Below are 18663 nucleotides of genomic sequence, written 5' to 3' on the forward strand. Positions count from 1 at the left end.
GGCGTGGTGGTGGTGATCTCGTCCTGGACCGGCGGCGGCTTGACGGTCGTCGTCGCCGGAGTCGCCAGCTTGTTGGTGTCGGTGCTGGTCACCAGCAGCGAGACCGACACCACCAAGGCGATGGCGGCCACGATGGCGGTGATCCCGACGACCCACGGCCACTTCGGCGGCTGCGGATCTTCGATGTATTCGGTACCCGCCTCGTAGCTGTCGTAGTCGTACAGCGCGGGATCCGGCGCAATGAACGGGCCCGCCGTGTACTGCTCGGACTCCGGCGCAGAATAGGCCTCAAAGCCTGTACCGGTGGGTGTCTCACCCACCTCGCCCGACTCCTCATCCGGCGGATTCGGCCCGCTCATGCTCGCCTGTCCTCTTTCGACTACATCACCGCGGCACGCGGGCCAAGGATTGACACATAGCGCGCCGACGGCTCCCGTTGCCCTGGCAAAACCCTACCCAACCGCCGGGCCGGATACGACGCAGCGCGCCTGAAGAGCCAAGTGATGTCTCGATTGTGACCTTCGCGCAGGCTCAGTGCTTCTCGGGGCCGATGTAGTACTCGAACACCAGACCGCACACGGCGGCGATCACGAAGACCACACCGGCCGCGATCAGCCACGGCAGCCACAGCGCGGCACCGACGGCGGCGGTCGAGAACGCCAGCGCGATCAGGATCGGCCACCAGCTGTGCGGCGCGTAGAAGCCCAACTCCCCTGCGCCATCGCTGATTTCGGCGTCCTCGTAATCCTCAGGACGGGTGTCGAGGCGGCGGGCCACGAACCGGAAGAAAGTCCCGGTGATCAATGACAGGCCTGCGGTGAGCACCAGCGCGGTGGTGCCCGCCCACTCGATGCCGCCGTACTGGAAGATCGCGGTCAGCACGCCGTAGACGACCGCGGCGAGGACGAAGAACGCGGTCAGGATTTCGAAGAGCCGGGCTTCAATATGCATCTGCGGTCCCCTACTTGCTCGCCTGCGGGATCACTTGCTGCCCCCGACGGGTGTCGAACGGGTGCGTGGTGGTCGCCAACGGTGGCTGGTTGATCGACTGCAGCGCCTCGGCGTTGGTCTTGCCCGCGATGCGTTGCTGCAGATAGGCCTTGAAGTCGTTCGGCGAGACCACCCTGACCTCGAAGTTCATCATCGAGTGGTACGTGCCGCACATTTCGGCGCAGCGCCCGACGAACGCTCCGGTCTCGGTGATCTCGGAGATCTGGAACTTGTTCTCGGTGTGGTTGGCTTCCGGGTTCGGGAAGACGTCACGCTTGAACAGGAACTCCGGCACCCAGAACGAGTGGATGACGTCGGCCGAGGCGACCTGGAATTCGATCCGCTTGCCGGCAGGCAGCACGAGCACCGGGATCTCGTTGCTGGTGCCCTCGGTCTCGACCTTGTCGAAGTTCAGGTAGGTGCGGTCCTGGGGGTTGAGGCCGCGGACCGCGCCGACCCGCTCCTCGCCGTGCTCGTCCTTGCCTTCGGGCTTGGAGACCATCGCGGCCTTGCGGGCCGGGTCGGCACCGTCGTAGTCGAGCGTGCCGTCCTTGAAGTCGACCTTCTGGTAGCCGAACTTCCAGTTCCACTGGAAGGCGGTGACGTCGATGACGACCTCAGGGTTGGGATCGCGGTGCATCATCTTCTCCTGCACCACGACGGTGAAGTAGAAGAGCACCGAGATGATCAGGAACGGGATGACCGTGAGCACGAGTTCCAGCGGCATGTTGTAGCCGAACTGGCGCGGCAGCGGCGCGTCGTCGGGGGTGTTCTTCTTCTTGCGATGGAACGCCATCGCCCAGAAGGTCAGACCCCACACGATGATGCCGACGACGAAGGCGCTGATGACCGACCAGACCCAGAGGTCGCGGTTGGTGTGCGCCTCCGGGGTGATGCCCTTGGGCCAGCCCAGACCGAACACTTCTTGCCAGCTGCACCCGCTGAGGGTCAGCGCCAGCGCACCAAAGGTGACGGCTAGCGCCAGCACCCGGAACCGGGAACCGCGGGTCTTCACGTTGGCGCCTCCTGATACTGGGGACTGGGGCCCACACCGCATTTTCGTCGTCGCGGGAACTTTCCGCGCATCGAATACTACGCAGCGTAGACCACGCCCGAACACCCAGCCCGACACATCCGCGAGTTACGGCATACTGGGGCCGGTGTGTGGACTGCTTGCCCTGGTTACGGACCCTGCAAGCCCGGTCACCGAGGCAAGCGTCGAGGCGGTGGCGGGCGCGTCGCACCTGATGCGCCACCGGGGTCCCGACGAACCGGGCACGTGGTCCGATGATCAGGTTGTGCTGGGCTTCAACCGGCTGTCGATCATCGACATCGCCCACTCCCACCAGCCGCTGCGCTGGGGTCCGCCCGCAGAACCCGACCGCTACGTGTTGGTGTTCAACGGCGAGATCTACAACTACCTCGAGCTGCGTGAGGCGCTGAGTTCCGAATTCGGTGCCGTCTTCGCCACCGACGGTGACGGTGAGGCGATCGTGGCGGCGTATCACCATTGGGGTACCGAGGCGCTTGGTCGGCTTCGCGGCATGTTCGCGTTCGCGCTGTGGGACACCAAGAACCGCGAGCTGTTCTGCGCCCGCGATCCCTTCGGCATCAAGCCGCTGTTCATGGCGACGGGGCCGGCGGGCACCGCGGTCGCCAGTGAGAAGAAGTGTCTGCTCGGGCTGGCCGCCGAGATCGGGTTCGATGAGGGGCTGGACGTGCGCGCGGTCCAGCACTACACGGTGTTGCAGTACGTCCCCGAGCCCGAGACGCTACACCGCGGGGTGCGCCGGCTGGAGTCGGGCTGTTACGCGGTCATCCGCCCAGGAGAGCAGCCGCGGGTGAGCCGCTACTTCGTGCCGCGGTTCACTGCCGCTGCGTTCACGGCAGGCAGTGAGCAGGCCCGCTACGACGAGATCACCGCGGTCCTGGAGGACTCGGTCGCCAAGCACATGCGCGCCGATGTGACGGTCGGGGCGTTCCTGTCCGGCGGTATCGACTCGACCGCCATCGCCGCGTTGGCGATCCGGCACAACCCGCGCCTGATCACCTTCACCACCGGCTTCGAACGCGAAGGCTTCTCCGAGGTCGACGTCGCGGTGGCCTCGGCCGAGGCGATCGGCGCGCGGCACGTCGCCAAGGTGGTCAGCCAGGCCGAGTTCGTGGCCGCGCTGCCCGAAATCGTCTGGTATCTCGACGAACCCGTGGCCGACCCGGCCCTGGTGCCGTTGTTCTTCATCGCCCGCGAGGCGCGCAAGCACGTGAAAGTGGTATTGAGCGGCGAGGGTGCCGACGAACTCTTCGGCGGCTACACGATCTACCGGGAACCGTTGTCGCTCAAGCCTTTCGACTATCTCCCCCGGCCGGTCCGCAAGTCACTGGGCCGGGCGTCGAAGCCGCTGCCGGACGGTATGCGAGGCAAGAGTCTGCTGCACCGGGGCTCGCTGACGCTGGAGGAGCGTTATTACGGCAACGCCCGAAGCTTCTCCGACGAGCAACTGCGCGCTGTGCTGCCCAGCTTCCGCCCGGACTGGACGCACACCGACGTCACCGCCCCGATCTACGCCGAGTCGCAGGCCTGGGATCCGGTCGCCCGCATGCAGCACATCGATCTATTCACCTGGCTACGCGGCGACATCCTGGTCAAAGCCGACAAGATGACGATGGCCAACTCGCTGGAGCTGCGGGTGCCGTTCCTGGACCCCGAGGTGTTCGCGGTCGCCTCCCGGCTGCCGTTCGACCAGAAGATCACCCGCACCACCACCAAGTACGCGCTGCGCCGCGCGCTGGAGCCGATCGTGCCCGCGCATGTGCTCAACCGCGCCAAACTGGGCTTCCCGGTGCCGATCCGGCACTGGCTGCGGTCCGGCGAGTTGATGGACTGGGCGTACGGGATGATCGACGCCTCCCAGGCCGGTCATCTGGTGGACCGCACCGCCGTCCGCGCCATGCTCGACGCGCACCGGGCCGGCGAGGGCGATCACAGCCGGCGACTGTGGACGGTGCTGATCTTCATGCTGTGGCACGCGATCTTCGTCGAGCATGCCGTGGTGCCGGTGATCGGCGAACCCCACTACCCGGTGCAGCTTTAACCCAGCGCAGCGGCAATCTCGTCGGCGGCTTCCGGGCCGTAGGCGCCCTTGATGCGCGCGATCGCGGCGTCGCGGTCCCACGTCCACTCCTGCGGGCCGGGCGCTTCCAGCACCAGCGTGGCGACCATCGAGGCGAGTTGCGCGGCGCGTTCCAGGCTCAAGCCGGCCCCGCGGCCGGTGAGGAACCCGGCGCGGAAGGCGTCGCCGATGCCGGTCGGATCGTCCTTCTGGGTCTCGGGAACGACGTCGACGTGGATGAAGGTGCCGTCGCGGCCGACGAGGTCGACGCCGTTGGGGCCGAGCGTGGTGACACGCAGCTGAATCTGGTTCATCACTTCGGCTTCGGACCAGCCGGATTTCTGCAGCAGCAGGTCCCACTCGTAGTCGTTGGTGAACAGGTAGGTGGCGCCGTCGATGAGCCGGCGGATCTCTTCACCGGAGAGCCGGGCCAACTGCTGGCTGGGGTCGGCGGCGAACGCCAGACCCAGCGCGCGGCACTCTTCGGTGTGCAGGAACATCGCCTCCGGGTCGTTGGCTCCGATGATCACCAATTCCGGTGCGCCGCTTCGCTCTACGAGGTCGGCGAGCTTGATGTCGCGGGCTTCCGACATCGCGCCGGGGTAGAACGACGCGATCTGGGCCATGTCCTCGTCGGTGGTGCAGACGAACCGGGCGGTGTAGGCGGTCTTCGACACCAGCACCCCTGAGGTGTCCACGCCGTGGGCTTCCAGCCACTGCCGGTACTCGTCGAAGTCCGAGCCGACGGCACCCACCAGGACCGGGTTGCCGCCCAGCAATCCCATCGCGTAGGCCATGTTGCCCGCGACACCGCCGCGGTGGACCACCAGGTCGTCGACCAGGAAGCTCAGCGAAACCTTCTGCAGATGCTCGGCGAGAAGTTGTTCGGAGAACCGCCCGGGAAACCGCATCAGGTGGTCGGTGGCAATGGATCCGGTCACCGCGATCGCCACGTTGTGCCCGCCCTTCATTCGCTAATGGGACTAGCGCCCAGACGTGCGCTAGCCTGCGTACAAGAGCCGACTATATGGCCCGGCATCGGCCCCGCCGCGGCGGGTGCTTGAAGTTTTGGCCTCCACCGACCGCAGGAGACTTATCGATGGCTGGCCCGATTCCGCCGCATCAGCAGGCCGGGGCCGAGGGCGAGCCGTACCCGGAGCAGCCGTTCGGCCCGCCCGGCGCGATGCCGCCGGTGCCCTATCCCGGCGTCTACCCCGGCGCCCTGCCGCCGCCGGTGGCCTACCCGCCCGCGCCACGCAAGCGCCGTACGGCACTGTGGCTTGGCTTGCTGACCGTGGTGGTCGTGGCCGGCGTCGTGGCCGCGGTCCTGACGATCCGCACCGGGGAGTCCACCCCGGCAGCGGGCGGCTTCACCGAGGCGGGGGCCAAGTCCTCGATCACGAGCTACCTGACAGCACTGTCCAAGGGCGACACCGAAACCATCGCGCGCAACAACCTCTGCGGCATGTACGACGGGGTGAAGGACCGCAAGTCCGACCTGGCCCTGGCCAAGCTGGCCAGCGACGCGTTTCGCAGGCAGTTCGCCGGCGCCGAGGTCTCCTCGATCGATGCGATCGTCCCGTGGTCGTCGCATCAGGCTCAGGTGCTGTTCACCATGAAGGTGGCGTCGTCCGGGAGTCGCGGCAGCCGCGGCGAGGAGCAGGGCGTGGCTCAGCTGCTCCGCCAGGGCAACCAGCTGCTGGTGTGCTCGTATCTACTGCGAACGGCCGCCCAGTACTGAGACTGGACGGCCGTTACGGTCAGAGCGTTGATCAGTTGAACGAATCGCCGCAGGCGCAGGAGCCGGTGGCGTTCGGGTTGTCGATCGTGAAGCCCTGCTTCTCGATGGTGTCGACGAAGTCGATGGTCGCGCCCTGGATGTAGGGGGCACTCATCCGGTCGACGGTCAGATTGACGCCGCCGAACTCGCTGACCAGGTCACCGTCGAGGGTGCGGTCGTCGAAGAAGAGGTTGTAGCGCAGGCCGGCGCAGCCACCGGGCTGAACGGCGATCCGCAGCGCCAGGTCGTCGCGGCCTTCCTGGTCCAACAGCGACTTGGCCTTGGCGGCCGCAGCGTCGGTCAGAATCGCGCCGTGGGTCTCGGTCGTGGTCTCGGTCGACTGATCGGAAACAGTCATTGCGTCTCCCTAAAAGCAGATGTCTTTGCGGGCTTTACCCACTTCGTCAACGGTACCTTGTCCGGGCGCTATTCCCGAGTCGATGGGGCCGTCCTCAGCCGACCAGGCCTGCGGCGGTCTGGCGGGCCAGCCCGGTGAGTTGAGCGGCGGCGTCGTCGATGGCGACCTGCACCGACCCGGCGTAGTCGGCGATGGCGTGCGCCGCGGTGATGCCCGCCGCGGCCAGATCCGCGGGCGGCAGGGTGACCTGGCCCGCCAGCACGATCACCGGCACACCGCGGGCCCGCGCGCCGCCGGCGAGAGCACTGACCACCTTCCCGTGCAGTGATTGGTCGTCGAAGCGCCCTTCCCCGGTGACGATCACCTCGGCGGCCGCGACGTCGTCGGCCAGCCCGGTGTGCTCGGCGATGACGGCCGCTCCGGATTCGCGGCGTGCGCCCAGGGCCAGCAACGCGGCCCCCAGTCCCCCGGCCGCGCCGGCGCCGGGCAGCGGGCTGATCGTCGTCCCTGCCAGTGCGTCGAGCGTGGCAGCCCACGCCGTCATGCGCTCCTCGAGGATCTCGACGGTGGCCGCGTCGGCGCCTTTCTGGGGGCCGAAGACCCGCGCCGCACCCATCGGCCCAAGCAGCGGGTGCTCCACGTCGGTGGCGGCGATCAGGTCGACGTGCGCCAGCTTCGCCTTGGCCTGCTCCGGTCCGCCCAGCGCCTCGATCATCCCGCGGCCGCCATCGGTGCAGCAGCTGCCGCCCAGGCCGACGATGATCGTCTCGGCACCGGCCTGTAGTGCGGCGTCGATCAGCTCGCCGACCCCGCGGCTGTGGGCAGCGAGGGCACTGGCCGGGGTGGGCGGACCGGGGAGCAGCGTCAGGCCGCAGGCCTGGGCGCATTCGATGTAGGCGGCCGACGCGGCGCGATCGTCGACCCAGTCGGCGTCGACGTGATCATCCAGCGGACCGGATACCCGGGTGTGACGAACCTCGCCGAGCCTGCCGGCCAGCACGCCGACGAAGCCGGGGCCGCCGTCGGATTGGGGCGCCAGGACGAGTTCGTCGGAGGGTCTGGCAGCACGCCACCCGGCGGCGATGGACTGGGCGGCTTCGACGGCGGTCAGGCTGTCGCCGTAGCAGTCCGGCGCGATCAGCACCCGCATTCGTGCAGGGTAACCTGGCAGGCGTGAAGCTGCTGGGCCGCAAGAACGATGAAGGTGCCGCCAAGGCCGAACCGGTCGAGGTCGACGAGGCTGCCGTGGTGGCCGGCACCACCGCGCCCAAGGGCAAGCCGACCCCGAAGCGCAGTGCAACGGCCAAGCGCCGCGGACCGGTCGCCCCCGCACCGATGACCACCGCTGAGGCGCGCAAGCGCCGCAAGGAGATGCGCGCCACTCTCACCAAAGAGGAGCGCCGCGCCGAGAAGAATCAGCGCCGCACGGCCATGAACGATCGGCGTGAGCGGATGATGGCCGGCGACGAGGCCTACCTGCTGGCCCGCGACCAGGGTCCGGTGCGCCGCTACGTGCGCGACATCGTCGACGCGCGGCGCAATGTGCTGGGGCTGTTCATGCCGTCCGCGCTGGGCCTGATCTTCGTGATGCTGGCGGTGCCGCAGGTCCAGTTGTTCATCTCCCCCGCGATGCTGGTTTTGATGGCGGTCATGGCGATCGACGGAGTCTTGTTGGGCCGCAAGGTCAAGAAGGCCGTCGACGCCAAGTTCCCGGACAACGACGAAGGCGCCTTCAAGCTCGGGATGTACGCGGCGGGCCGGGCTTCCCAAATTCGCCGCATGCGCGCGCCGCGACCGCAGGTCGAGCGCGGCGCCAAGGTTGTCTGAGTCCAGCCAGGCGGTGCGCACCCTGGTGCTCGGCGGAATCAGGTCGGGTAAGTCGAGCTGGGCCGAATCCGCGTTGGCCGACGAATCCGAGGTGCGCTATGTCGCGACCGGTGCGGTCGCCGACTCCGATCCGTCCTGGGCTCGCCGGGTGGCCGCGCACCGCGAGCGCCGGCCGGACTCCTGGCGCACCGTCGAAACCGCCGATGTGACAGCCGTTCTGCGCGACGATCCGGGCACTGCGACGCTGGTCGACGATCTGGGCACCTGGCTGACGGCCACCATCGACCGTCGGGGCTGGGCCGGCGGCTCGGTGACATCCGACGTCGACGAGCTGGTCGGCGCGGTCGAGACGTTCACCGGGCGGCTGGCGTTGGTCAGCCCCGAGGTGGGGCTGACGGTGGTGGCGGCGACGGCGTCCGGCAGGCGCTTCACAGACGAACTCGGCACACTCAACCAAAAACTCGCCCAGTGCTGTGAACAGGTGGTCCTGGTGGTTGCGGGATTGCCGGTCTGGGTCAAATCGACGAAAGCGCTGAGCTGATGGATTTCCCCGCGGTCTCCCCGCCAGATTCCCGTGCCGCCGCGGCGGCCAAGCGCCGCCAGGACATCCTCACCAAACCGACGGGCGCACTGGGCCGCCTGGAGGACCTCTCGATCTGGGTGTCGGGGTGCCAGGGAGCTTGTCCCCCAAGGCAATTCGAGCGCGCGCGCGTGGTGGTGTTCGCCGGCGACCACGGTGTCGCCCGGACCGGGGTGTCGGCGTACCCGCCGGAGGTCACCGCGCAGATGGTGGCCAACATCGATGCCGGCGGCGCGGCGATCAATGTGCTGTCCGGTGTGGCAGGTGCATCGGTGCGGGTCGTCGACATCGCGGTGGACTGCGAGCAGCCGTTGAGCGACGAGGTCGGCACGCACAAGGTCCGCCGCTCCAGCGGCAACATCGCGGTCGAGGACGCGCTGAGCGCCGACGAGGTGGTGGCCGCGCTGGAGGCCGGCCGCCGGCTCGCCGACGACGAGGTGGACGCCGGCGCCGACCTGCTGATCGCGGGCGACATGGGTATCGGAAACACCACGGCGGCAACGGCATTGATCGCCACGCTCACCGACACCGAGCCGGTGGCGGTGGTGGGTCGCGGCACCGGCATCGACGACGCGGCATGGTCGCGCAAAGTCGCCGCGGTGCGCGACGCCATGTTCCGCGGTCGCCAGTTCCGGCCCGACCCGGTCGGGCTGCTGCGCACCTGCGGCGGTGCTGATCTGGCGGCGATGGCCGGCTTCTGTGCGCAGGCCGCGGTACGACGCACACCGCTGCTCCTCGACGGTGTCGTGGTGACGGCGGCGGCTCTGGTCGCCGACCGGATGGCCCCCGGCGCGCGGGCCTGGTGGCAGGCGGGGCACCGGTCGACCGAGCCTGCGCACACGCTGGCGCTGGCCCACCTGGAGTTGGCCCCGATCATCGACCTCGGCCTGCGCCTCGGCGAGGGCACCGGCGCGGCGGTGGCCCTGCCGGTGCTGCGGGCAGCTGTCGCGACGCTGACGTCGATGGCCACCTTTTCCGACGCCGGCGTCTCCGATCGCGCCGCGGACTGACCGTGTTCCGTTCGCTGGCAGGCGCTTTCGCCTTCGGGACGGTGGTGCCGGTTCCGCTGCGGGCAGGCGCGTTCGGCCGGTCGACGATGGCGGCGCTGCCGGTGGTCGGGGCGATGTTGGGTGCAGGCGCTGCCGCGGTCCTGTGGGCCGCTGACTGGGCGTTCGGCGCGCACCATGCGCTGTCCGGGTTGCTCACCGTTGCCGCGTTGCTGCTCATCACTCGCGGTCTGCACATCGACGGCCTCTCCGACACCGTGGACGCGCTGGGTTGTTACGGACCGCCCGAGCGCGCGCTGCAGGTCATGCGCGACGGCACGGCCGGGCCGTTCGGGGTGGCGGCTGTCGTCGTCGTCGTGGCCGCCCAGGCCCTGGCGTTCGCCGCGGTCCCGTCGGGCTGGACGGGTGCGGTCGCGGTTGCGACCGCGGTGGTCACCGGACGGGTGGCCGCGGTGCTGGCCTGCCGGCGTGGCGTGCCCGCGGCGAGCGGCAGCTCGCTGGGCGGACAGGTCGCAGGCACTCAGCCGCTGGGGATCGTGCTCGGCTGGGCACTCGTGGCCGCCGGGCTGGCCACGCTGGCGACAGCCCGGCCCTGGCAGGGACCGGTCGTCGTGCTGGCGGCGCTGGCCGCCTCGATTGCTCTGACGACGCACTGCGTGCGCCGATTCGGTGGTATCACCGGAGATCTGCTTGGTGCGGTGATCGAGCTGACAACGACGCTGACGGCTATGGGATTGGTCATCCATGCTTGGTGAGCTCGACGATCGGCAGATCGAGGAGATATTGCACGCCGAGGTGATCGCGCGGCTCGGCTGCATCAGTGACGGGCAGGTGTACGTCGTTCCCGTCACCTATGTCTATGACGGCACCTACGTATACGGCCACGCCATGGACGGCGCCAAGCTGCGCGCGATGCGCACCCATCCGCAGGTCTGCGTGGAGGTGGAGCAGGTCGACGACTTGTCGAACTGGCGCAGCGTGATCGCGTGGGGAATCTTCGAGGAGTGCCAGGGGCCGGACTGGGACGCCGGCTTGGCCCTGCTCGTAGAGCGGATCATGCCGCTGCTGACCTTGCCCGAGGGGCAGCCTCCGCCTGACCACTCAAGTCTGCGCCGAGGCTCGGTGTATCGGATCAGGTTGGGCGCCAAGACCGGTCGATTCGAGCGAGTCGATGCCCGCCGGCCTAGCTGAGCAGTGCCATCCAGCCGTGCGTGTCGGCGAAGGTGCCGCGCTGGATGCCGGTGAGGGTGTCCCGCAGCGCCATCGTCACCTCGCCCGGTTGTCCGTCGGCGATGGTGAACTCGCCGTCACCGAACTTCACGTGCGAGACCGGGGTGATCACCGCGGCCGTACCGCAGGCGAACACCTCGGTGATCTCCCCCGCGGCCACGCCCTTGCGCCACTCCTCGACGTCGATCTTGCGTTCCTCGACGGCGAACCCGGCGTCACTGGCCAGTTGCAGCAGCGAATCGCGCGTGATGCCCGGCAACAGTGAGCCGGACAGTTCCGGCGTGACCAGCCGCGCCGACCCGCCACTGCCGAAGACGAAGAACAGGTTCATCCCGCCCATCTCCTCGATGTAGCGGCGTTCGATCGCATCGAGCCACACCACCTGATCGCACCCGTGCTCGGCGGCCTCGGCCTGCGCCAGCAGCGAGGCGGCATAGTTGCCGCCGAACTTCGCCGCGCCGGTGCCGCCCGGGCTGGCCCGCACGTATTCGGTGGACAGCCAGACGCTGACCGGCTTGATCCCGCCCTTGAAGTAGGCGCCGGCCGGCGAGGCGATCACCAGGTAGCGGTATTCGGAGGCGGGCCGCACGCCCAGGCCCGGCTCGGTGGCGATCACGAAGGGCCGCAGATAGAGCGACGCCTCGCCACCGGCGGGCGGAACCCACTGGCCGTCGACGGCGATCAGCTGGCGCAGCGATTCGACGAAGAGCTCCTCGGGCAGCTCGGGGATGGCGAGCCGGCGAGCCGAGGCGCGCAGCCGACCCGCGTTGGCCTCGGGACGGAACGACACGATCGAACCGTCCGCCCACCGGTAGGCCTTGAGCCCTTCGAAGATCTCCTGCGCGTAGTGCAGGACGATGGCCGACGGGTCCAGCTCGATCGGGCCGTAGGGCACCACGCGGGCGTCGTGCCAACCCAGTTCGTCGGTATAGAGCACCGACACCATGTGGTCGGTGTGGAAACGCCCGAAGCCAGGATCGGCCAGAATCTGAGCCCGTACCTCGTCGGTCGCCGGATTCGCGTTGCGCTCAACCGTGAACTCGAGGGGGCCGTTGGTCATACCGCGATTGTAGACCGGGGCCACTAGCGAGTTTTGACCTCGACGAACGGCGGTTTGACCACTTCGCACTCCAACTGGCGACCGCGCACGTCGACGGTGACCAGCGCGCCGTCGTCGATCCCGGCCTCGGTGTCGATCAGGGCAAGGGCGATACCGACTTTCAGCGACGGCGAGAACGTGCCCGACGTCGTGACTCCCACCGGCTCTGCGCCGTTGAGCACGGTCAGGTCGGGGCGCAGAACGCCGCGGCCGGTGGCGCGCAGGCCGCGCAGCAGCCGGCGCGGGCCGGCCTCCTTCTCGGCCAGCAGGGCGTCGCGGCCGAAGAACGCGTCCTTCTTCCAGCCGATCGCCCAGCCGCAGCGGGCCTGCAGCGGCGAAATGTCCAGTGACAGCTCGTGACCGTGCAGCGGGTAGCCCATCTCGGTGCGCAGCGTGTCGCGGGCACCCAGGCCGGCGAGTTGTCCGCCTGCGGACTGCACCTCGGCGACGAGCGCGTCGAACACCACGGGTGCGGAGTCCCACGGCGGCAGCAGCTCGTAGCCATGCTCGCCGGTGTATCCGGTGCGGCATACCCGTACCGGCACACCGGAGTACGTGGCGTCGGCGTAGCCCATGTAGTCCATGTCGGTGGGCAGACCCAGCGCGGCGAGCACGTCGGCGGATCGGGGGCCCTGGACGGCCAGCACGGCGTACGAGCGGTGCTGATCTGTGATCGAAATACCCTCTGGCGCAGCCGCTTGCAGCGCCGCGACGACAGCTGCGGTGTTGGCGGCGTTGGGCACCAGGAAGATCTCGTCGTCGCTGACGTAGTAGGCGATCAGGTCGTCGATCACCCCGCCCTGCGGTGTGCAGCACAGGGTGTACTGCGCCTTGCCGGGACCGATCCGGCGCAGGTCGTTGGTGAGCGTGGAGTTGATGAACTCCGCCGCGCCCGGGCCGACCACCAGCGCCTTGCCCAGGTGGCTGACGTCGAAGAGGCCGACGGCCTCTCGGGTGGCGGTGTGCTCACCGACCGTGCCGGCGTAGGACACCGGCATCAGCCAGCCGCCGAACGGCGCGAAGGTGGCACCAAGCTCGCGGTGCTGGCTGTCGAGCGGTCCAAGCAACAGATCCGTTGTGTCGGTCACGGCCAACAACACTAGTGCCCCGCGTCTACTGTGAATCCTCGTGAGCACCGAACCTGGATACGCCGCCCCCACCATCACCGTCGCGACCTCGCTGCCCAAGCGCGCACAGTCGGCCGTGCTGATCGTTCCGGTCGTCACCGGCCTGGGAGGGGAAGCCGGCGACGCCGGACCGACCGTCGTCGGCGGGCCGTTCCTCGACGCCGAGGCGATCGGCGAAATCCAGGTCGGCCTGCGCGCGCTGGGTGCCAAGGGCGGCGCCGAGCAGGTCACCCGCCTGCACGTGCCGTCGCTCGTGGTCGGCAGCGTGCTGGCCGTCGGGCTCGGCGCGCCGCGCGACGAGTGGCCGGCCGACGTCATCCGGCGCGCGGCCGGCGTGGCGGCCCGCTCGCTGACCGGGGTCGACACCGTCATCACCACGCTGACCGAGCTGCACCTGGAGGCCGCGATCGAGGGCCTGATCCTGGGCAGCTACCGGTTCACCGAGTTCCGCAGCGCGAAGACCGCGCCGAAGGAATCGGCGCTGAGCAAGATCATCGCGCTGAGCACCGCGGCCGGCGCCAAGAAGGACGCCGCCAGGGCCACCGCGATCGCCACCGCGGTCGCCACCGCACGCGATTTCGTCAACACCCCGCCCAGCCACCTGTTCCCGGGTGAATTCGCCAAGCGCGCAGAGGCTTTGGGTGAATCCGCCGGATTGAAGGTCGAGGTGCTCGACGAGAAGGCACTGGCCAAGGCCGGTTACGGCGGCATCATCGGGGTGGGCAAGGGATCGTCGCGCCCGCCGCGGCTGGTGCGGCTGGCCTACCGCGGCGCCAAGGGCAAGGGCGGTAAGACCGTCGCCCTGGTCGGCAAGGGCATCACCTTCGACACCGGCGGCATCTCCATCAAGCCGGCCGCGTCTATGCACCACATGACCTCCGACATGGGCGGGGCCGCGGCGGTGATCGCCACGGTCGTGCTGGCCGCCAAACAGGGCCTGCCGATCGACGTGATCGCGACCGTGCCGATGGCGGAGAACATGCCGTCGTCGACCGCACAGCGCCCCGGCGACGTGCTGACCCAGTACGGCGGCATCACCGTCGAGGTGCTCAACACCGACGCCGAGGGCCGGCTCATCCTGGCCGACGCGATCGTGCGGGCCTGCGAGGACGAGCCCGACTACCTGATCGAGACCTCGACGCTGACCGGCGCGCAGACCGTCGCACTGGGTGGCCGCACCCCGGGCGTGATGGGCAGCGACGAGTTCCGCGACCGGGTGGCCCGGATCTCGCAGGCCGAGGGCGAGAACGCCTGGCCCATGCCGTTGCCCGACGAGCTGAAGGACGATTTGAAGTCGACTGTCGCCGATCTGGCGAACGTCAGCTCGCAGCGCTTCGCAGGCATGCTGGTGGCCGGGGTGTACCTGCGCGAGTTCGTCGCCGACGGCGTGCAGTGGGCGCACATCGACATCGCCGGGCCTGCGTACAACACCTCCGGCCCGTGGGGCTATACGCCCAAGGGTGGCACCGGGGTTCCGACCCGGACGATGTTCGCCGTCCTGGAGGACATCGCCGCGAAAGGCTAGACCACGCCGGCGCGGGCGATGCTGCGCATCCCCTGCGGCAGTACCTTCGACGTCCCGTAGAGCAGGTATGCCTCGGGGGTGACCGGCCGGATCGCCTTGTCCTTCTTGACCGCGGTGACGATGGCCTTGGCCACCTTGTCCGGGCCGTAACCCCGGCGGTCGAACATCTTCTCCAGCTGCGCGCGCCGGGTCGCGACCGCGGCCCGCTTACCGGAGGGTGCGATCATCTCGGTGGCCGAGACGATGTTGGTGTTGATGATGCCCGGGCAGATCGTGGTCAATCCGATTCCCGCGCCAGCCAATTCGGCGCGCAGGCAGTCGGAGAACATGTACACCGCCGCTTTGGACGTGCAGTAGGCGTTGAGACCCTTCAGCGGCGAGTAGGCCGCCATCGATGCCACGTTGACGATATGGCCGCCGGTGCCGCGCTCGACGAGCCGGCGGGCGAAGGCGCGGCAGCCGTTGACCACGCCGCCGAGGTTGACGTCCAGCACGCGGTCGAATTGCTCTGCGGGAGTGTCCAAGAAGGCTCCGGCCACCCCGATGCCCGCGTTGTTGACGACGATGTCGGGCACCCCGTGGGCCGCGCACACCTCGTCGGCGAACCGCTCGACGGCATCGGCGTCGGAGACGTCGAGCAGATACGGGTGCGCGATCCCGCCCAGTGCGCCGATCGTGGCCGCGGTGTCCTTGAGGCCGGCCTCGTCGATATCGCTGATCACCAACTCGGCGCCGTCACGGGCGAAGGCCAGCGCGGTTTCCCGGCCGATTCCGCTGCCGGCCCCGGTGACCGAGACCAGGGTGTCGCCGAATTCCTTCTGGGGCCTGCCGACTTCGGCTCGCAACAGTGCACGGGCGGCCGGCTTGCCGTCGAGGTGGTCGGCCAGTTCGGTGACCGCGGTGGCCAGCACCTGCGGATGGGTGAACGGCGACCAGTGTTTGGCGCGCAGGTCGCGGCGCCACAGCCGAGGCACCCACCGAGCGGTGTCGTCGTAGACGTGGGGCAGCACGAACGGGTCGTCGATGTTCACGATCAGCTGCACAGGAACGTCGACGTAGAAGTCGAGCGGACGGTGGATCAGCGCGGGCAGAGCGTTGGCCCGGTAGATCTTTGTGCCCCTTGCGGCGTCGTCGGCGAACGTCCCGCCGTGGTGCACGAGATCCTTCGGAATGCCGCGGGTGAGTCCGGCCCGCATCAGGCCGGAACCCAGCCGCATTGCCGCGGGCGCCAGCACCGGAACCGACAACGCGCCCGTGTACAAGAGATGGAGCAGTTGAGAGAGCGCACGCACGAACAACTTTGGCCGGTACGGCCGCTTCAGCCCGTCGCGCACGTAGCGAATCAGGTGGTGCAGACTCGGTCCCGACACCGAGGTGAACGACGCGACCCGGTCACCGGCGCCGGGCCTGCCGAGGTACTCCCACATGCCGACCGAGCCCCAGTCGTGACCGAGCACGTGCACGGGCCGGCCGGGACCGAGCTCGCGGACGACGGCGTCGAAGTCGTCGGCGAAGTTGGGCATCGTGTATTTCGTGAACGATTTCGGCCCCGAGGACGCCCCGGCGGCGCGGCTGTCGTAGCGGATCACCCGGAACTTTCCGGCCAGCAGCGGCACGACCGCGTCCCAGACCACGTGCGAGTCGGGGTAGCCATGGACCAGCACAACCGTCGGGCCGTCGGGGTTGCCCTCCTCGTACACCGCGAGGCGGGTTCCTTCGGTGCTGTCGACATAGCGCATGGTCATCACGCCTCCAGGTCTCGTTCTCGTTGGCGGCGACGTTCGATCCGCCGCCGAGCGTCATAGTCGCGCATCCGCTGCGGATACCCGACTTTCTGCACGTCATAGACAGGAATTCCGAGCTCTTCACCGAGTCGGCGGGCACCGGCCGCGCCGTCGGCCGGGCGACGGGTCCATTCGCCGTCCGCCGCCACCAGCACAACGGTCATCGGGGTCACACTGGTCTCGGGCTCGACGTAAGCCTCCACCCCGGTGCGCTGCGCGGCCCATTCGTGCAAGTGCCGCCGGTCGGCGGCGTGCCCGGATTCAGCCCGGCGCGTAGCCCGGAACCTGTCGAACAGCCCCAACTCCGATGCACTCCTTCCGGCGGTCCTTCCCTTCGATGGTGCCAGAGAAATCACACGTCGCCCTGAGTGCGTGTGGGTGGCCCGGCAATGACAGGATGGGTACACGACGCTGTGGTATGCCAGAAGTCCGACCCGCACGACTGACCGTTCGAGGGAGTCAACACAATGGCCGTCTCCGTCCAGATGCCGGCACTCGGTGAGAGCGTCACCGAGGGGACCGTCACCCGGTGGCTGAAGCAAGAGGGCGACACCGTTGAGGTCGACGAACCTCTGCTCGAGGTGTCCACCGACAAGGTCGACACGGAGATCCCCGCTCCCGCGTCCGGTGTGCTCACGAAGATCGTTGCCCAGGAAGACGACACCGTCGAGGTCGGCGGCGAGCTCGCGGTGATCGGCGAGGCCGGCGAGGAATCTGAATCGCCCGCCGAGGAGCCTGCGGCCCAGCCCGAGACGGCCAGCGAGGAGACCGAATCGGAGCCCGAGCCGGAGCCGGAACCGGAACCGGAGCCCGAGCCCGAGCCCGAGCCCGAGCCCGCACAGTCGTCGGGATCCTCGGCGTCGTCGGGTTCGGCGACGTCGGTCACGATGCCCGAACTCGGCGAGTCGGTCACCGAGGGCACGGTGACCCGGTGGTTGAAGAAGGTCGGCGATTCCGTCGAGGTCGACGAGCCGCTGGTCGAGGTGTCCACCGACAAGGTCGACACCGAGATCCCGTCGCCCGTGGCAGGCACCCTGCTGTCGATCACCGCTGAAGAGGACGACACCGTTGCCGTCGGTGGCGAGCTGGCCAAGATCGGCGACGCCGACGCCGCACCGCAGGCCGAGTCGAAGCCCGAACCCAAGCCCGAGCCGAAACCGGAACCCAAGCCCGAGCCCAAGCCGGAACCGAAGGCCGAGCCCAAGCCCGAACCGAAACCGGAACCCAAGCCCGAGCCAAAGCCCGAACCCAAGCAGGCCCCGGCACCGGCCGCCGCCGAGGAGGGCGATGCCGCCGACGGGAGCCCCTACGTCACGCCGTTGGTGCGAAAGCTGGCTGCCGAGAACGGGATCGATCTCGCCGGCGTGAAGGGCACCGGTGTCGGCGGACGCATCCGCAAGCAGGATGTGTTGGCTGCAGCGGAGGCCAAGAAGGCGCCGGCCGCACCGGCCGCGCCCGCGGCTGACGCACCGTCCGCACCCGCCCCGGCTGCCGCGGCGGCACCGTCGCCGCTGGCACATCTGCGCGGCACGACGCAGAAGGCCAACCGGATTCGGCAGATCACCGCCAAGAAGACCCGCGAGTCGCTGCAGACCACCGCGCAGTTGACCCAGACCCACGAGGTCGACATGACCAAGATCGTGGCGCTGCGGGCCAAGGCGAAGACGAGCTTCGCCGAGCGCGAAGGGGTCAACCTGACCTACCTGCCGTTCATCGCCCGCGCGGTGATCGACTCGCTCAAGGCGCACCCGAACATCAACGCCAGCTACAACGAGGACACCAAGGAGATCACCTACTACGACGCCGAGAACCTCGGCTTCGCGGTGGACACCGAGCAGGGCTTGCTCTCGCCGGTGGTGCACAACGCCGGCGACCTGTCGCTGGCCGGGCTGGCCCGCGCTATCCACGACATCGCCGACCGGGCTCGCAGCGGCAACCTCAAGCCTGACGAGCTGTCCGGCGGCACATTCACCATCACCAACATCGGCAGCCAGGGCGCGCTGTTCGACACCCCGATCCTGGTGCCGCCGCAGGCGGCGATGCTGGGCACCGGTGCGATCGTCAAACGGCCGCGGGTGATCGTCGACGAGCTCGGCAACGAGTCGATCGGCGTGCGTTCCATCTGCTACCTGCCGCTGACCTACGATCACCGGCTGATCGACGGCGCGGATGCCGGCCGATTCCTGACCACCGTCAAGCGGCGTCTCGAAGAAGGGGCATTCGAGGCCGACCTGGGGTTGTGACGC

The 18663-nt window shown here is 68.8% G+C and carries 18 protein-coding genes and 1 pseudogene; 9 read left to right on the top strand and 10 right to left on the bottom strand.

Annotated elements, in window-relative coordinates; translation table 11 throughout:
* From BST42_RS24240 to ctaC, 3 genes and pseudogenes are all read right to left on the bottom strand, one after another.
* Positions 1–359 (bottom strand): annotated as a pseudogene (locus tag BST42_RS24240) (hypothetical protein); the annotation flags it as partial.
* A gap of 172 nt (positions 360–531) precedes the next feature.
* Positions 532–951 carry a cytochrome c oxidase subunit 4 gene (locus BST42_RS24245; RefSeq protein ID WP_083121879.1) on the bottom strand — a complete coding sequence of 140 codons (420 nt, stop codon included), beginning with the start codon at positions 949–951 and terminating at the stop codon, positions 532–534.
* Between the two features lie 10 nt (positions 952–961).
* Positions 962–2047, bottom strand: coding sequence for an aa3-type cytochrome oxidase subunit II (gene ctaC, locus BST42_RS24250; protein ID WP_083121880.1), 1086 nt, complete (start codon positions 2045–2047; stop codon positions 962–964).
* A gap of 103 nt (positions 2048–2150) precedes the next feature.
* Between ctaC and asnB the strand changes: the two genes are divergently transcribed.
* A complete protein-coding gene (gene asnB / locus BST42_RS24255) occupies positions 2151–4082 on the top strand; it encodes an asparagine synthase (glutamine-hydrolyzing) (protein WP_083121881.1) in 1932 nt (643 codons plus the stop codon).
* On the opposite strand, the gene BST42_RS24260 is transcribed toward asnB, so the two are convergent.
* A complete protein-coding gene (locus BST42_RS24260) occupies positions 4079–5053 on the bottom strand; it encodes a carbohydrate kinase family protein (RefSeq protein ID WP_083121943.1) in 975 nt (324 codons plus the stop codon). The two genes, asnB and BST42_RS24260, sit on opposite strands and share 4 nt — an antisense overlap.
* Before the next feature lie 146 nt (positions 5054–5199).
* Here BST42_RS24260 and BST42_RS24265 point away from each other — a divergent pair, with 146 nt between their 5' ends.
* Positions 5200–5841 (top strand): Rv0361 family membrane protein, encoded by a 642-nt coding sequence (locus BST42_RS24265; RefSeq protein ID WP_083121882.1) that lies wholly within the window; start codon positions 5200–5202, stop codon positions 5839–5841.
* A gap of 31 nt (positions 5842–5872) precedes the next feature.
* Here the strand turns inward: BST42_RS24265 and BST42_RS24270 are convergent, their stop codons facing one another.
* A complete protein-coding gene (locus tag BST42_RS24270; RefSeq protein WP_036344645.1) occupies positions 5873–6238 on the bottom strand; it encodes a HesB/IscA family protein in 366 nt (121 codons plus the stop codon).
* Between the two features lie 94 nt (positions 6239–6332).
* Positions 6333–7388, bottom strand: coding sequence for a glycerate kinase family protein (locus tag BST42_RS24275; RefSeq protein ID WP_083121883.1), 1056 nt, complete (start codon positions 7386–7388; stop codon positions 6333–6335).
* A gap of 23 nt (positions 7389–7411) precedes the next feature.
* Here BST42_RS24275 and BST42_RS24280 point away from each other — a divergent pair, with 23 nt between their 5' ends.
* Genes BST42_RS24280 through BST42_RS24300 form a run of 5 tightly spaced genes read left to right on the top strand, consistent with a single transcriptional unit; the run spans position 7412 to position 10843 of the window.
* Positions 7412–8065 (top strand): DUF3043 domain-containing protein, encoded by a 654-nt coding sequence (locus BST42_RS24280; RefSeq protein ID WP_083121944.1) that lies wholly within the window; start codon positions 7412–7414, stop codon positions 8063–8065.
* Between the two features lie 13 nt (positions 8066–8078).
* The gene (locus BST42_RS24285) at positions 8079–8606 is read left to right on the top strand and encodes a bifunctional adenosylcobinamide kinase/adenosylcobinamide-phosphate guanylyltransferase (protein WP_083121884.1); all 528 of its coding nucleotides are present in this window, start codon (positions 8079–8081) and stop codon (positions 8604–8606) included.
* Positions 8606–9655 carry a nicotinate-nucleotide--dimethylbenzimidazole phosphoribosyltransferase gene (gene cobT, locus BST42_RS24290; RefSeq protein WP_083121885.1) on the top strand — a complete coding sequence of 350 codons (1050 nt, stop codon included), beginning with the start codon at positions 8606–8608 and terminating at the stop codon, positions 9653–9655. Before BST42_RS24285 ends, cobT begins: the two co-directional genes overlap by 1 nt.
* 2 nt (positions 9656–9657) lie before the next feature.
* Positions 9658–10407, top strand: coding sequence for an adenosylcobinamide-GDP ribazoletransferase (locus tag BST42_RS24295; RefSeq protein WP_083121886.1), 750 nt, complete (start codon positions 9658–9660; stop codon positions 10405–10407).
* The gene (locus BST42_RS24300; protein ID WP_083121887.1) at positions 10397–10843 is read left to right on the top strand and encodes a pyridoxamine 5'-phosphate oxidase family protein; all 447 of its coding nucleotides are present in this window, start codon (positions 10397–10399) and stop codon (positions 10841–10843) included. The genes BST42_RS24295 and BST42_RS24300 overlap by 11 nt, the downstream gene beginning before the upstream one ends.
* On the opposite strand, the gene BST42_RS24305 is transcribed toward BST42_RS24300, so the two are convergent.
* Positions 10836–11942 (bottom strand): branched-chain amino acid aminotransferase, encoded by a 1107-nt coding sequence (locus BST42_RS24305; protein ID WP_083121945.1) that lies wholly within the window; start codon positions 11940–11942, stop codon positions 10836–10838. The genes BST42_RS24300 and BST42_RS24305 overlap by 8 nt on opposite strands.
* 23 nt (positions 11943–11965) lie before the next feature.
* Positions 11966–13069 carry a glycine cleavage system aminomethyltransferase GcvT gene (gene gcvT / locus BST42_RS24310; RefSeq protein WP_083121946.1) on the bottom strand — a complete coding sequence of 368 codons (1104 nt, stop codon included), beginning with the start codon at positions 13067–13069 and terminating at the stop codon, positions 11966–11968.
* A 40-nt stretch (positions 13070–13109) separates the two neighbouring features.
* On the opposite strand from gcvT, the gene BST42_RS24315 reads away from it, so the two are divergent.
* Positions 13110–14633 (top strand): leucyl aminopeptidase, encoded by a 1524-nt coding sequence (locus BST42_RS24315; protein WP_083121888.1) that lies wholly within the window; start codon positions 13110–13112, stop codon positions 14631–14633.
* On the opposite strand, the gene BST42_RS24320 is transcribed toward BST42_RS24315, so the two are convergent.
* A complete protein-coding gene (locus BST42_RS24320; protein ID WP_083121947.1) occupies positions 14630–16378 on the bottom strand; it encodes an SDR family oxidoreductase in 1749 nt (582 codons plus the stop codon). The two genes, BST42_RS24315 and BST42_RS24320, sit on opposite strands and share 4 nt — an antisense overlap.
* Positions 16378–16719 carry an oxidoreductase gene (locus tag BST42_RS24325; RefSeq protein ID WP_083121889.1) on the bottom strand — a complete coding sequence of 114 codons (342 nt, stop codon included), beginning with the start codon at positions 16717–16719 and terminating at the stop codon, positions 16378–16380. Before BST42_RS24325 ends, BST42_RS24320 begins: the two co-directional genes overlap by 1 nt.
* Positions 16720–16884: 165 nt before the next feature.
* Between BST42_RS24325 and sucB the strand changes: the two genes are divergently transcribed.
* Complete coding sequence (gene sucB, locus BST42_RS24330) at positions 16885–18660, top strand: 2-oxoglutarate dehydrogenase, E2 component, dihydrolipoamide succinyltransferase (protein WP_083121890.1); 1776 nt, start codon at positions 16885–16887, stop codon at positions 18658–18660.
* Positions 18661–18663 lie beyond the last annotated feature (3 nt).

The sequence above is a fragment of the Mycolicibacterium rhodesiae genome, assembly GCF_002086695.1.
Classification (GTDB): domain Bacteria; phylum Actinomycetota; class Actinomycetes; order Mycobacteriales; family Mycobacteriaceae; genus Mycobacterium; species Mycobacterium rhodesiae.